This window comes from Pseudomonas sp. FG29 (assembly GCF_057809355.1).
In genome coordinates this window covers 219,787-232,301 of record NZ_JBMDJU010000005.1, presented here as the reverse complement: position 1 = coordinate 232,301, position 12,515 = coordinate 219,787, and the positions used below count along the sequence as shown (strand labels likewise).

Annotated in this window: 14 protein-coding genes; 6 read left to right on the top strand and 8 right to left on the bottom strand. The window is 60.4% G+C overall.

What is annotated here, in order from left to right; genetic code table 11:
- Positions 1 to 178: 178 nt before the first annotated feature.
- The 3 genes from ACODS1_RS08860 to adhP form a co-directional block, all read right to left on the bottom strand.
- Positions 179 to 1,171, bottom strand: a complete 993-nt coding sequence (locus ACODS1_RS08860; protein ID WP_489085339.1) for an AraC family transcriptional regulator — start codon at positions 1,169 to 1,171, stop codon at positions 179 to 181.
- 80 nt (positions 1,172 to 1,251) lie between these two features.
- Positions 1,252 to 2,046 (bottom strand): hypothetical protein, encoded by a 795-nt coding sequence (locus tag ACODS1_RS08855; RefSeq protein ID WP_489085338.1) that lies wholly within the window; start codon positions 2,044 to 2,046, stop codon positions 1,252 to 1,254.
- A gap of 117 nt (positions 2,047 to 2,163) precedes the next feature.
- Entirely contained in the window at positions 2,164 to 3,186 is a 1,023-nt protein-coding gene (gene adhP, locus ACODS1_RS08850; protein ID WP_489085337.1) for an alcohol dehydrogenase AdhP, read from the bottom strand.
- A 302-nt stretch (positions 3,187 to 3,488) separates the two neighbouring features.
- Here adhP and purE point away from each other — a divergent pair, with 302 nt between their 5' ends.
- The 6 genes from purE (at position 3,489) to ACODS1_RS08820 (ending at position 7,441) form a co-directional block, all read left to right on the top strand.
- Entirely contained in the window at positions 3,489 to 3,980 is a 492-nt protein-coding gene (gene purE, locus ACODS1_RS08845) for a 5-(carboxyamino)imidazole ribonucleotide mutase (RefSeq protein WP_179623333.1), read from the top strand.
- A 4-nt stretch (positions 3,981 to 3,984) separates the two neighbouring features.
- Positions 3,985 to 5,070 carry a 5-(carboxyamino)imidazole ribonucleotide synthase gene (locus ACODS1_RS08840; RefSeq protein WP_489085336.1) on the top strand — a complete coding sequence of 362 codons (1,086 nt, stop codon included), beginning with the start codon at positions 3,985 to 3,987 and terminating at the stop codon, positions 5,068 to 5,070.
- A 56-nt stretch (positions 5,071 to 5,126) separates the two neighbouring features.
- Positions 5,127 to 5,891, top strand: coding sequence for a substrate-binding periplasmic protein (locus ACODS1_RS08835; RefSeq protein ID WP_489085335.1), 765 nt, complete (start codon positions 5,127 to 5,129; stop codon positions 5,889 to 5,891).
- A 65-nt stretch (positions 5,892 to 5,956) separates the two neighbouring features.
- On the top strand, positions 5,957 to 6,202 hold the full coding sequence (locus tag ACODS1_RS08830; RefSeq protein WP_322979885.1) for a GlsB/YeaQ/YmgE family stress response membrane protein: 246 nt from the start codon (positions 5,957 to 5,959) through the stop codon (positions 6,200 to 6,202).
- A 65-nt stretch (positions 6,203 to 6,267) separates the two neighbouring features.
- The gene (locus tag ACODS1_RS08825; RefSeq protein ID WP_489085334.1) at positions 6,268 to 6,801 is read left to right on the top strand and encodes a DUF3299 domain-containing protein; all 534 of its coding nucleotides are present in this window, start codon (positions 6,268 to 6,270) and stop codon (positions 6,799 to 6,801) included.
- A 172-nt stretch (positions 6,802 to 6,973) separates the two neighbouring features.
- Positions 6,974 to 7,441 carry an FAD/FMN-containing dehydrogenase gene (locus tag ACODS1_RS08820; protein WP_489085333.1) on the top strand — a complete coding sequence of 156 codons (468 nt, stop codon included), beginning with the start codon at positions 6,974 to 6,976 and terminating at the stop codon, positions 7,439 to 7,441.
- A 45-nt stretch (positions 7,442 to 7,486) separates the two neighbouring features.
- Here the strand turns inward: ACODS1_RS08820 and ACODS1_RS08815 are convergent, their stop codons facing one another.
- The 5 genes from ACODS1_RS08815 to tla1 are packed head-to-tail and all read right to left on the bottom strand — an operon-like array spanning position 7,487 to position 12,507.
- The gene (locus ACODS1_RS08815) at positions 7,487 to 10,150 is read right to left on the bottom strand and encodes a T6SS phospholipase effector Tle1-like catalytic domain-containing protein (RefSeq protein ID WP_489085332.1); all 2,664 of its coding nucleotides are present in this window, start codon (positions 10,148 to 10,150) and stop codon (positions 7,487 to 7,489) included.
- Positions 10,135 to 10,668, bottom strand: a complete 534-nt coding sequence (gene tli1a / locus ACODS1_RS08810; RefSeq protein ID WP_489085331.1) for a Tli1a family immunity protein — start codon at positions 10,666 to 10,668, stop codon at positions 10,135 to 10,137. The genes ACODS1_RS08815 and tli1a (ACODS1_RS08810) overlap by 16 nt, the downstream gene beginning before the upstream one ends.
- Positions 10,662 to 11,198: a Tli1a family immunity protein gene (tli1a, locus tag ACODS1_RS08805; protein WP_489085330.1), complete on the bottom strand. Its 537-nt coding sequence runs from the start codon at positions 11,196 to 11,198 to the stop codon at positions 10,662 to 10,664. Before tli1a (ACODS1_RS08805) ends, tli1a (ACODS1_RS08810) begins: the two co-directional genes overlap by 7 nt.
- A complete protein-coding gene (gene tli1a, locus ACODS1_RS08800; protein ID WP_489085346.1) occupies positions 11,192 to 11,674 on the bottom strand; it encodes a Tli1a family immunity protein in 483 nt (160 codons plus the stop codon). Before tli1a (ACODS1_RS08800) ends, tli1a (ACODS1_RS08805) begins: the two co-directional genes overlap by 7 nt.
- Positions 11,675 to 11,697: 23 nt before the next feature.
- Positions 11,698 to 12,507 (bottom strand): toxin Tle1 chaperone Tla1, encoded by an 810-nt coding sequence (gene tla1, locus ACODS1_RS08795; protein ID WP_489085329.1) that lies wholly within the window; start codon positions 12,505 to 12,507, stop codon positions 11,698 to 11,700.
- Positions 12,508 to 12,515: the final 8 nt, after the last annotated feature.

Sequence of the window (12,515 nt, the reverse complement as noted above, 5' to 3'; positions counted from 1 at the left end):
CCGGGTGCCTTGTGCTCAAGAGCGACTTGAGCAAAAACAAAATACAAGGGTGGATGACGCTCTTTTCATCCACCGGCCATGGTGTATGGATAAAGCACCATCCACCCTACGCATCAATCATCGGTAGCCCGGATGCAATCCGGGGAAAGGTGCCGGGTATTCCCGGATTGCATCCGGGCTACGTACGAAAGCGACTCGGCGGCACGCCGCTCCAGCGCTGGAAGGCATGGCGGAAACTGGCGGTCTCGCTGAAGCCCAGCACTTCGGCAATGCGGTACACCGGCCATTGCTCCTCATTGAGCAGCGCCTTGGCGCGCTCGAAGCGCAGTTCGTCGAGCAGGCCCTGGTAGCTGGTGCCCAGCTCCTGCAGGTGACGGCGCAGGGTACGCGGCGAGCAGTGCATCTGCTGCGCCAGGTTCTCCAGCCCCGGCGGCTCGGCCAACTGCGCAGCGAGCAACTGGCGCACCCGCTCCAGCCAGGCCTGGCGACTGCTGAATTCGGCGTTCAGGCGGCGGCAGCGCTCGACCATGTCGCCATGGGTGACGCTATCGGCCAGTGGCAGGCGGCGCTCCAACAGTGCGGCGGGAAAGGCGAAGGCATTGCGCTGCGCCTCGAAGCGCAACGGGCAGGGAAAACTCTTTGCATAGCGCTTCATATAGCGCGGCTGGGCATAGGTGAACTCGGCACCCTCCAGCGGCATCGGCTGGCGCAGCAGTTCGTCGCCGATCAGCTTCAGCGAAGCCAGGCACATCTCCACGTTGAATACTTCCAAAGCCTCGGCATCGCGGTAGCCGCTGGCGCAGATCCAGGCCAGCTCGCCTTCCACCTGCAGATCGAGACGGAAATAGGTGCCTAGCAACGCCGGGTACTGCAACAGCAGGCGCCAGGCGTCACCAAAGGTGGCAGCCGAGAGTGCGGCGTAACCCAACAGCCCATACGAGGAAACATGCAAGCTGCGCCCCAACTCGAGGCCCAGGTCGGCACGCAGGGCCAAGGCATTGGCACACACCTGCAGCTCCTGCACCCGAGTGATGCGCGCATCGGCATTGTCCAGGTCAGCCGCACCAATCCCGCTCCCAGCCAGCAATTGCGGGCGCAGCTCGGGATGGTCAGCGAAGCGTTGCAGGATCAGGGAAACCACGTGCAGGGTGGTCAGCGAGGCGTGCAGCATGATGCGTTCCGTGGGTGCAGACGCGGAAAAGAACGCAAGAAATATGCCGCAGGTGGCGGGCAGCAGCCCGCCACCGCAGGTCAGCGGTTACGCAGGATGGCGTTGATGAAGTCGCCCTGGTTGGCTTCATCCGGGTGGGTGGTGAACTGCAAGCGGCCGTCTTTTTCGTTCAGCTTCAGGCCTTCGCCGAAGCGGCAGTCGACGCCCTTGAGGGTCTTGGCCTGGGCCTTGTAGCGGTCGTCCTTGCCGCACAGGTAGGCCATCTGGTTGACCACCTCGCCGCAGAAGCTCGGCACGCTGAGGCCGATCAGTTGTTCATCGCTGATGGCGCTCCAGTCCACCTGGGTCGCCAGCGGGGTGCCGCAGACCTTGCTGGCTTCGCTGTCCATTTCCTGCAGGCTGGCGCTGTAGTCGGCCACGCGCTTCTTGCGGTCGAAGGCGGCGAGGCGGGCCTGTACACCATCCTTCTCCTGCTTTTCGTACAACGCGAGCAGATCGGCAGGCTTGAGCGCCTTGGTCTTGTCTTCGTCGTAGCTAAGCTCGAAGCCCTGAGTATTGGGCAGATTGAGCTGGTAGCTCTCACCGCTCCAGGCGCGGCGTTTGTTCAGCAGGTTGTAGTCGCGGCCATCGAGGCGAATGCCATAGTCGCGCTGCTCATTGCCCAGCTCGTGGATGTCGGTGAGAAAAACCACCTCGTCGAGCGGGTGATTGACGCCGCGCACCTGCACCAGCGCCTGCTTGCCATCAGCCGAAGGCGCGATTGCCAGGCTGACGCCCTGGCCGGCATCGAATACTTGCGGGTGTTTGGCCAGCTCGATGGCCGAGACCTGGAGGGACAGCAGGGAAAGGGCGAAGAACGGAAGGCAACGTTTCATTGAGCACGTCCTTGTACGGATGAAGGGCGCACAGTATAGCCAGCCGTCCAGCAGCAATCTGTGCGCCCTTCCGCGTCCGCCCTGTAGGAAAATTGCCTATCCGTGGCGCTTCACTCCTTAAAACTGCAACACCACTCGCCCCTCGATCTGCCCACCGCGCATCTGATCGAAGATGCCGTTGATGTTGTCCAGGCTGTCGCTGTGCACCGTGGCCTTGACCAGGCCCTCGCCCGCGAAGTCCAGCGCCTCCTGCAGATCGGCGCGGGTGCCGACGATGGAGCCGGTGATGTGGATGGCCTTGAGCACGACGTCGAAGATCGGCGTCGGGAAGTCACCCGGCGGCAGGCCGACCAGCGCCACCGTGCCGCGTCGGCGTGCCATGCCGATGGCCTGGCCAAAGGCGGCGTTGGACACTGCGGTGACCAGCACGCCGTGGGCACCGCCGATATCGCGCTGCACCACCTCGGCCGGGTTCTCCTTGCGCGCGTTGATGGTCAGGCTGGCGCCGAGCTTGCGCGCCAGCTCCAGCTTGGCGTCGTCGACATCCACCGCGATCACGTGCAGGCCCATGGCGCGAGCGTACTGCACAGCGACGTGACCGAGGCCGCCAATACCGGAGATTGCCACCCACTGACCGGGGCGCGCCTGGGTTTCCTTGAGGCCTTTGTACACCGTCACGCCTGCACAAAGAATCGGGGCGATTTCCAGAAAATCGACGGATTTCGGCAGTATGCCGACGTAGTTCGGATCAGCCAGCACGTATTCGGCGTAACCACCGTTGATCGAGTAGCCGGTGTTCTGCTGGCTTTCGCAGAGCGTCTCCCAGCCGGTCAGGCAGTGTTCGCAGCAGCCACAGGCGGTGTACAGCCAGGGCACGCCGACACGGTCGCCTTCCTTCACCCGGGTCACGCCACTGCCGACCGCCGCTACATAGCCAACGCCCTCGTGGCCGGGAATGAACGGCAGGCTCGGCTTCACCGGCCAGTCGCCCTCGGCAGCGTGCAGGTCGGTATGGCATACGCCAGACGCCTCGATCTTCACCAGAATCTGCCCAGGGCCAGGCAGCGGGGTTTTCACCTCCTCGATCCGCAGCGGCTGCCCGAAGGCGTGGACAACTGCAGCTTTCATGGTCTGGTTCATGCGCGGTTCCTCTTCCATGCGAGTGGAAAACCAGTGTGCGCGCCTGGCGCTCGCCGACATTGCTCCAGAGCAAGGTTTGCGGCAGTTTTCGCCCTGCCTGCCGCTGGCATGACAAACGGTCACGTGCAGTGCCCGCCAGCCGTGGCTTTGCGTTATACTGCGCGGCCTTCGGCCGGCAGCGCCCGGCCACCCGAACATTCACAAGCCACGCTGGCCTGCCCGCGTGGCTTGTTGGTTTTTGACGCGCCCTGCGGGGCACACTTATGACGCGCCGTGAGGCGCCCGAGAAAAGAGGCACGACGATGAGCGCACTGGTTGGCGTGATCATGGGCTCCAAGTCCGATTGGTCCACCCTTAGCCACACCGCCGAGATGCTGGACAAGCTGGGCATCCCCCACGAGGTCAAGGTGGTTTCCGCCCACCGCACCCCGGATCTGCTGTTCCAGTACGCCGAAGAGGCAGAAGCCCGTGGCATCCAGGTGATCATCGCCGGTGCCGGTGGCGCCGCCCACCTGCCGGGTATGTGCGCGGCCAAGACCCACCTGCCGGTGCTCGGCGTGCCGGTGCAGTCGTCCATGCTCTCGGGCGTCGACTCGCTGTTGTCGATCGTGCAGATGCCGGCTGGCGTTCCGGTCGCCACCCTGGCCATCGGCAAGGCCGGCGCGGTCAACGCGGCCCTGCTGGCTGCCAGCATCCTTGGCCACCAGCACCCGCAGTTCCACGCGGCGCTGAAGCAGTTCCGCGAGGAACAGACCGAGACCGTGCTGAACAACCCGGACCCGCGCGAGGCCTGATTCGATGAAAATCGGTGTAATCGGTGGCGGCCAATTGGGCCGCATGATGGCCCTGGCGGGTACTCCGCTGGGCATGCAGTTCGCCTTCCTCGACCCGGCGCCAGACGCCTGCGCCCAGGCGCTCGGCGAGCATATCCGCGCGGACTATGGTGATCAGGATCACCTGCGCCAGTTGGCCGACGAGGTCGATCTGGTGACCTTCGAGTTCGAGAGCGTGCCGGCGGAAACCGTCGCTTTCCTCTCGCAGTTCGTACCGGTCTACCCGAGCGCCGAGGCTCTGCGCATCGCCCGTGATCGCTGGTTCGAGAAGTCCATGTTCCGCGAGCTGGGTATCCCTACCCCCGAGTTCGCCGATATCCAGTCGCAGGCCGACCTCGACGCCGCGGTGGCCAGCATCGGCCTGCCGGCGGTGATGAAGACCCGCACCCTGGGCTACGACGGCAAGGGCCAGAAAGTCCTGCGCAAGCCGGAAGATATCACCGGCGCCTTCGCCGAGCTGGGCAGCGTGCCGTGCATCCTCGAAGGCTTCGTGCCCTTCACCGGCGAAGTGTCGCTGATCGCCGTGCGCGCCCGCGATGGCGAAACCCGCTTCTACCCGCTGGTGCACAACACCCATGACAGCGGCATCCTCGCCCTGTCCATCGCCAGCACCGAGCACCCGCTGCAGGCGCTGGCCGAGGATTACGTCGGCCGCGTGCTGGACAAGCTCGACTACGTCGGCGTGCTGGCCTTCGAATTCTTCGAGGTGGACGGCGGCCTCAAGGCCAACGAGATCGCCCCGCGCGTACACAACTCCGGGCACTGGACCATTGAGGGCGCCGAGTGCAGCCAGTTCGAGAACCACCTGCGCGCCGTCGCCGGCTTGCCGTTGGGGTCTACCGCCAAGCTGGGCGAGAGCGCCATGCTCAACTTCATCGGTGAAGTGCCGCCGGTGGACAAGGTGATCAGCATCGCCGACTGCCACCTGCACCACTACGGCAAGGCCTTCAAGGCCGGTCGCAAGGTCGGCCACGCCACCCTGCGCAGCGCCGATCTCGCCACCCTGAAAGCGCGCATCGCTGAAGTCGAAACCTTGATCGGCAAACGCTGACCGTCCACCGCTCAGCTACGCTCTTGGATGACGGCCAGCATCCAAGAGCCCGACCGATGAAGCGTCTTTTCTGCCTCCTTCTGCTCACCCTGGCGTTGCCTGCACTCGCGCAGGAAACGCTCCGGGTGGATTTCCGCGAGCGCCCGCCGGAGATGTACCGCGTCGATGGGGCGCCAGGCGGGCCGCTGGTCGTCGTACTGGAAACGGCGGCACAACGCCTCGGTGTTCGCCTGTTGTGGCGCGAAGCGCCCTTCCTGCGCAGCCTCGCCGACCTGCGCTCGGGCCGTATCGATCTGGTGCCCAGAGTGCTCATGACCGAGGGACGCCAGGCCTACGTGCACTTTCTCCCCAGCATCGGTAATCAGGCGCTGGATATCCATTTTGCCGTCCACCCCGGCCATGAAGCCGACCTCGGCCGTTACGAGGATCTCTATCGGCTGGCCGTCGGCGTCAAGCGAGGCACGGCCTACTTCGAGCCCTTCGACAGCGACCGCAAGCTCAATCGCGTCTATGCCAGCGATGACGCACAACTGGCCGCGATGTTCCGCGCCGGGCGCCTCGATACCATTGCCATACTCGACCAGCAGCCGATGGAGGCGCAGTTCGCCGCGCTCGACTTTCGCGACTTCGTCTACGCCCACTACGTCCATCGACAGGTGCTCGGCAACCATTTCGGCGCCTCGCTCAAGCGCTACCGAGGCGGCAGCCAGGCCTTGTACGACCGCCTGGCGAAGGAGCTTGAGCAGATGCGCGAGAACGGCGAAGTCGCCCTGATCTACCGCCGCCATGGCGTAGCCGCACCGGACGCCGCGAACCCTTGAGGCATGTGACGTGTCCGATGCAGCGCCGGCCGCAGATACGGCCATCACTTGCGGGGAAAAATTTCATGGGCATCATCGGCACCCTCTTTATCGGTCTGATCGTCGGACTGCTCGCACGCCTGCTCAAACCTGGCGACGACAGCATGGGCTGGATCATGACCATCCTGCTCGGCATCGGCGGCTCCATCGCCGCCACCTATGGTGGCCAGGCACTGGGCATCTACCAAGCCGGGCAGGCAGCCGGTTTTATCGGCGCGGTGATCGGCGCCATCGTTCTGCTGGTAATCTATGGCGCGATCAAGAAGGGCTAAGCGCCCTTCTGCGCGAGAGCCGGTACGCCGGCTCTCGCTTACCGCCGCCACGAGATCCCCACACCATGCGCCACCTGCTGTTCGCTCTGCTGCTGCTCTCCGGCCTGGCCCACGCCGAACTGCCGGAAACCGATTGGCTCGACCTCATGCCCCCCGACGACCGCAAGGCTCTCGAGGAAATGCCCGACATCAGCCACGACAGCCCCGAAGGCGACAGCACCTTCTACGGCAAGGGCGGCCTGCGCCAGCAGGACAAGAACCTGCCAGCGGTGATGTACTCGGCCAAGACCGTCGCCGCACTGAATGGCAAAGCCATCCGCCTGGGCGGCTACCCGGTGCCGCTGGAAAACGATGCCAAAGGCAACAGCACCCTGTTCTTCCTCGTGCCCTACCCCGGCGCCTGCATCCACGTGCCGCCACCACCACCCAACCAACTGGTGCTGGTGCGCTACCCCAAGGGCATCGTCCTCGACGACATCTACGCGCCCATCTGGGTCAGCGGCAAACTCAAGGTGGAAAAGATCAGCAATGACCTGGCCGACGCCGCCTATGCCCTGGATGCCAGCGAAGTACGCCTGGTAACCGACGAAGACCTTTGATCCCTGCCATCCCTGCGCGGCTCTGAACGAAAAGTCGTCGAGCGAAGGTCAGGCGAGGCAAAAACGGATGAGGAAGCGAAGTTTACGAGCTGTAAATGAGCATTCCGAATCCGTTTTTAACGAAGCATCACCGAGCGCAGGCACTTTTCGTACAAAGCCTAGGAGTTCCAGCATGAAAGCTGTTTTCTTGATGTTGCTGTGCCTGCTGTCCACCGCTGCACTGGCCCTGGAGCCCGGCGACCGCCTGGCGCCCTGGACGCTGCTGGATCAGTTCGACGCGCCCTACACCCTGAACGATCAGACCCAAATCCTGCTGGTCGCCCGCGACATGGACGGCGCCAAGCTGGTCAACGCCGCCCTGGAAGGCAAACCCAAGGGCTACCTGGACGAGCGCCAGGCGGTGTTCCTCGCCGACGTCAGCCGCATGCCCAGCGTCATCGCCACCCTCTTCGCCCTGCCGAAGATGCGTGGCTACAACTACCGCATCCTCCTCGACCGCGACGCCCGCATCGCCCCGCGTTATCAGGCTGGCGAAGGTGAAGTGCTGTGGCTGCAGTTGGAGGATGGGAAGTTGGTGGAACAGAAGGTGTTCAAGGAGGCGGGGGCACTGAAGAGTGCGCTGGAGGCGGTAGAGCCGTAAACCGGAAGGGGCAGCAGCGCAGAAATGCGCTGCTGCCCCTTACTCCTAACCAGTGAGATCCTTGGCCATGCCTTTGGCCTGATCCAGCCAACCGGGAGATTGCAGCCCTGGCTTGGGATCGCTCTTGCCCACCATGTCCATCGCTTGCCCCAGCAAGCCGCCCATATCTCCCGAATCATTGGCCGCCTTGATAGCTTTCGCCGCTTCGGCAGCTTTGAAGATGGTCTTCAGCTCAGGTGTATCGGCGGTTTGCTCGGTCAGCGGTACAGGGAGCGGCAAGGCTTTGGCCAATTGCACGACACTGCCAGTGTCCTTGGTAAAGGCGCGTATGGTGTCCACCCCCTCCAGCATGGGCAGTGCGATACCCGTGATGCTGTCGAAGGCCTGGATTTCCGGCATACCGACCTTGCCACGCAATACCGGAATACCCAATGACGGCAGCGCTAAACCAATCAGGTAGCGTGGATCACGACGCTTCACGCTCAGGCCAATACTGGCCAAAGCGATGGCCACGCCGATGACCTGTCCTGCACGAGCTAGCAGTGACAGTCGCTTGTTCGACTCATCGTCGAAGAATACGGCCCGATAGCGGAAATAGTCGCTGAACACCTCACGGCCATTGATGGCGGAGTTCATGAACCAAGCGCGTGAGTCATGCACTTGATCATCGAACAGAGCCATGATCTGAGAGGCTTGCTCGTTGGTGGGAGTATCGATAGCGCGGAATAGCTTGGCGTAATTTTCGGTACCCAGCTTGCGCATCCGCTCGTATTCACCGGCTTCGTCCTGCTCGTTGGTCAGGTAGATCAAACCACCGAATAGCGCATTTACCACCGTAGCCGTCTGGAACTCCCACTCGCCCTCGCCATCGCCCTCACGCATGTTCCATTCGGGGATGTAATCACGCTTGAAGTCCAACGCGGCATTATGCAGCTGACGCTTTTCCAGAGGCGGATCGAACTCCTTGTGGGTATTGAACGTCACTGGGCCGCCAGTACGCTTCTCGTAGGCTGCTTTCACTTCCTCCGCCTCGGCTTTGCGCTTGGCAGCCCTGGCCTCGGCTTCCTGGCGCTCCTCATCGCTGGCATAGCGCCGCTGCTTGGGCGGGGCACCACGCGCGACCGCGTCCTCTTCCATCTGCAGCTCATGCAGGTGGGCAAAGGCCTCACGCTCCTCTTTGGTCATATCGCGGCTTTGCTCCGGCTTACCGCCACCCGACGCATGCTGATAGAAAGGTTTGTCGTACATGATGTCATGACGGAAACGGTCGATACGCCAGGCCGTTATCAGCTCAGCCTCACGAGCCATCACTGCTTCTAGAGGGCCGTTCGAGAGTTGGGATTGCCAGGCGTTGAAGCGCTGAACAAGCTCGACTGAAAAATCAAACCCATTCTTTACAACAGGAGTCATTACCATCCATGGACAGGTTTTCCTTTGTTCGTCATCAATAGCCTCTTCTGGTACTTGAAGAGGCGCTCCCGCCTTGAACGCTTCGCTGTACATATGATGCAGAGCGATCTGCGAGAGCACCATATGACCTCCCTCGCGCGCCTTACCTTGATCGCCCGGTGGGTAGCCTCCTCCTACATCGGAATGCACGCCGGGGTAGATGTATTCATAGGTGCCCTCTCGATAACGAGAGGGAGACAAATCATCGCTCGGGTCGTCTTTACGGCGAATAGAGTCCAGTGGGAAGCAGCCACGCTGCTCATGGGCTGCAACCAGGTGAACGCAACGACGCAGAAAACTGGTGGAATCCGGCAGACGCATGGTGTCATCGGCCCAGCCCATATGCCCGGCAGCAAAAGGCGCCAGATAGGCGAAACCAACCGAAGCCACTGTATCGAACAGACCAAGGAACTCGATGCTGATGGGGAGGCCTGCGAACAGATGGCTAACCTGACCACCGTCTTCGACACGGGTCAGTTGCTCCAGCCAGTTGGCAAAGGTTCGCGCCTGTGCCGCACCACGAGAGAACCCATAGACGAACAGGCGGATCGCCTTGATCTCAGCCGTGGAGCCCTGCTCTCGTTGCTTGGCCAACTCCGCTTCGAGCTTTGTCAGTTCTGGCTGCAGCGCTGCTTTACGCCGGGCATTACCGTCTCGCAGGCCCAGCGTCAAGCTCTCCTGGAGCAGGCTAATGCCCATGGCCTCTACCATTGAATATGCATATGTATCTTTTAAGGCGGGCTGGTGACACGCTCGGCCTATTGCATCAAGCAAACGGGTAATGCCCCAGTTGATACGATTCTCTCCACCAACGGCCATGGTCAAACCAGAACCTTGAGGAGTGAACTCACCTATTTCCTTGAATTCCGTACCTACACCTTGCATGTAGTAACGATAGCAAGCATTTTCTTCTGGCAAATCGACTTCAGGATCAAGTGTTGCACGATACAGGCGAGCAACATTGGTTGTGGTTGGGGGTGTCGCTCTACTGTCCGATGGCTCGTGGTTATTAGTGCCATCGAAGAAAAGACTAATGGTCAGCGCCTTGACGCAAGGAGGATTAGGTGGGGCCTCGCCAGTTTTGGTCGCTACGTCGCGGGCATCACACCATGCAGCTTTCTCTACCTCCTTCTGCTTGCGCAAATTGGCGAAGGTATCCCCGGAGTTTTTAGGCAGCAATCCCTCTGAGGGAAACTTGGGTGTAGTATGCAAGCTCTGTGGAGCAGGCCGTCCTGGCGTCAATACTAATGGTTCGTACATTGGCTGGGCTCTTCCATTCTGAGCGGGTATTTGTAGGGATGATTAGCTAATCGTGGGCGAGTAGTACCTGCCGCAACTTTAACTTTGTTGCAAGGTAGAAAATGCACACTTACCACACCTAGTTCTTCGTATGGCGCAACCTCAACTACCGCTCGATGTTGAGTATAGTTAGCAGCATGTCTCTTATATGCTTCACGATATGCCTCCGTCCCCAATGGGGGTAGAGACGTTTGTGGAGTAGGATCTTTCTCCCACTCCACGATAACTTTTAATCCTGGTTGCCATTGCACCGGCAAGCTGGCACAACAGGTCTGCCCTCCGCCACTATTCGGCCCAATGTTAGAACCGCCATCACCATTGACGCTAAATCGGTTAATTGCCGCTGAAGTATGGTTATAGCCCTCGATAGGTGCCCCCAATCGTTTAGGCTGTTCCGCAGCACAGGCGCCAAGCAGCAGGCTGGCCAGCAACAACGTAGCGCTCAATATTCCTCGCTGAAAGTTTCGTCTCTTTAGCACTTGCTTGGCTCCTCCATTCTGAGCGGGTATTTGTAGGGATGATTTGGGAGATTAGGCCGCGTCGCTCCTGCTGCTACTTTCACTTCATCACAAGGCAGGAAATGTACAGTCACGACTCCAAGTGCTTCGTATGGTGCAACCTCAACTACTGCACGATGACGAGTATAGCCAGCCTTATGTAAGGCCATTCTCTTACGCCATGCGTCAGAAAACATTGGTTCAGGCCAGTTCCTAGATGCACCAACATTAGGATCTTTTTCCCATTCTACAATCACTGTTAGGCCTGGCTGCCATTTTACTGGCAAACTGGCACAACACGTTTGGCTACCACCTCCATGATAAGGACTAAGATTTGGGCCTCCACTTCCATTAACACTGTAGCTATTAATTGCCGCTGAGGTGTGGTTATAGCCCTCGATAGGCGCTCCCAACCGTTTAGACTGTTCCGCAGCACAGGCGCCAAGCAGCAGGCTGGCCAGCAACAACGTAGCGCTCAATATTCCTCGCTGAAGATTTCGTCTCTTTAGCACTTGCTTGGCTCCTCCATTCTTAGCGGATATTTGTATGGGTGCGCTGGGAGATCAGGCCTTGTCGCACCTGCTGCGACTTTAACTTTATTACACGGAAGAAAATGCACACTAACTACCCCAAGCACATCATATGGTGCAACTTCAACCACTTTGCGGTGACGAGTGTAACTAGCCTCATGGGCATTCATCCGCTTCCGCCATGCGTCAGTAAAAGGTGTCTCAGGCCACTTTCCGTATGCCATAGGCTCAGAATCTTTCTCCCACTCCACAACCACTGTAAGTCCTGAATACCACTTGACTGGCAAGCTCACGCAACAATTTTGTTTGCCACCACCGCTATAGAGACTGATATTAGGGCCTCCATTACCATTCACTCGAAACGAATTAATTCCTGCCGAAGTATGGTTATAGCCCTCAATAGGTGCACCCAAGCGCTCAGGTCTTGAGTTGCAGCCCGCCAATATCAATATGGCCATTACAGGCACTACCCGGACAGTGCTCATGCCATCACCTGCTCGCGCGGCGGTGAAACGGCGGAGTTCTTGGCCAGCCAATCGAATATGTATTCATCTCGCTGCGCGGCTGCACAACCGGCTCGATCTGCAGCGAGTTGGCCATGTACCAGATGGCGAATCAGGCTTTCTCGTTTGGCCAGGGCGTAATCCTGAGGTTGCAGGCCATAGTCGCGGCGCATCAGCTCTGCACTTGTCCAGGCCACCAGCATGGCTACCTGCGGGTTGTTCAATTGCAGCATCTGCTCAGGACGCTCGACTTCCGCGATGGGTACGGGCATGCCCGCCAGTTGTGCCCAGGCTTGGTCACGATCCAGCCAATACCAGCCATAGGCAGGAGCATGGAAGAGCCGCGCCTGCTTCGGGTCGAGCATCTCGCAGAATGCCAGGAACAACCGTGGATCATAGAAACGCAGCAGACCGCTGCTACGCCCCTGGTTCCATTCGGCCTCAAGGTGGTAGGTAAGGTGAGCGGTCAACCGCTCGAAAGGCCAGGGGCTCAACAATGCCAGTAGTCTTTGCTCCGGCTGCAACGCTGTGACCAGCTCCGCGAGCGCGGCCTGCTGTGTGGGGTCATGCCAGTCGAAACGCAGCAACACCGGCCCTTGCTCAGCGAGTTCGGCTTCCGGCAGCTCTGTGAGCAGCAATGCCTGAGCGGGAGGCGCTGGCAGTTCTCGGAGGCTGTGCAAGGAATAGCCAGCCCCCGTTGCATCGACCAGTAGATCCAGGTGAGAGAGGCGCTGCTCTGCGGCTTTTTCGCTGAGCATTTCGAGCCAATTAATGGCATTCGCTGTCATGTTCATTC

Bases quoted from the DNA above. Each gene is read 5' to 3' on its own strand.
- ACODS1_RS08860 (WP_489085339.1), bottom strand. From the start codon at position 1,171: ATGCTGCACGCCTCGCTGACCACCCTGCACGTGGTTTCCCTGATCCTG.
- tla1 (WP_489085329.1), bottom strand. From the start codon at position 12,507: ATGACAGCGAATGCCATTAATTGGCTCGAAATGCTCAGCGAAAAAGCC.
- ACODS1_RS08855 (WP_489085338.1), bottom strand. From the start codon at position 2,046: ATGAAACGTTGCCTTCCGTTCTTCGCCCTTTCCCTGCTGTCCCTCCAG.
- ACODS1_RS08835 (WP_489085335.1), top strand. From the start codon at position 5,127: ATGAAGCGTCTTTTCTGCCTCCTTCTGCTCACCCTGGCGTTGCCTGCA.
- ACODS1_RS08815 (WP_489085332.1), bottom strand. From the start codon at position 10,150: ATGTACGAACCATTAGTATTGACGCCAGGACGGCCTGCTCCACAGAGC.
- ACODS1_RS08840 (WP_489085336.1), top strand. From the start codon at position 3,985: ATGAAAATCGGTGTAATCGGTGGCGGCCAATTGGGCCGCATGATGGCC.
- tli1a (WP_489085346.1), bottom strand. From the start codon at position 11,674: ATGGCCATATTGATATTGGCGGGCTGCAACTCAAGACCTGAGCGCTTG.
- adhP (WP_489085337.1), bottom strand. From the start codon at position 3,186: ATGAACCAGACCATGAAAGCTGCAGTTGTCCACGCCTTCGGGCAGCCG.
- purE (WP_179623333.1), top strand. From the start codon at position 3,489: ATGAGCGCACTGGTTGGCGTGATCATGGGCTCCAAGTCCGATTGGTCC.
- ACODS1_RS08830 (WP_322979885.1), top strand. From the start codon at position 5,957: ATGGGCATCATCGGCACCCTCTTTATCGGTCTGATCGTCGGACTGCTC.
- ACODS1_RS08825 (WP_489085334.1), top strand. From the start codon at position 6,268: ATGCGCCACCTGCTGTTCGCTCTGCTGCTGCTCTCCGGCCTGGCCCAC.
- ACODS1_RS08820 (WP_489085333.1), top strand. From the start codon at position 6,974: ATGAAAGCTGTTTTCTTGATGTTGCTGTGCCTGCTGTCCACCGCTGCA.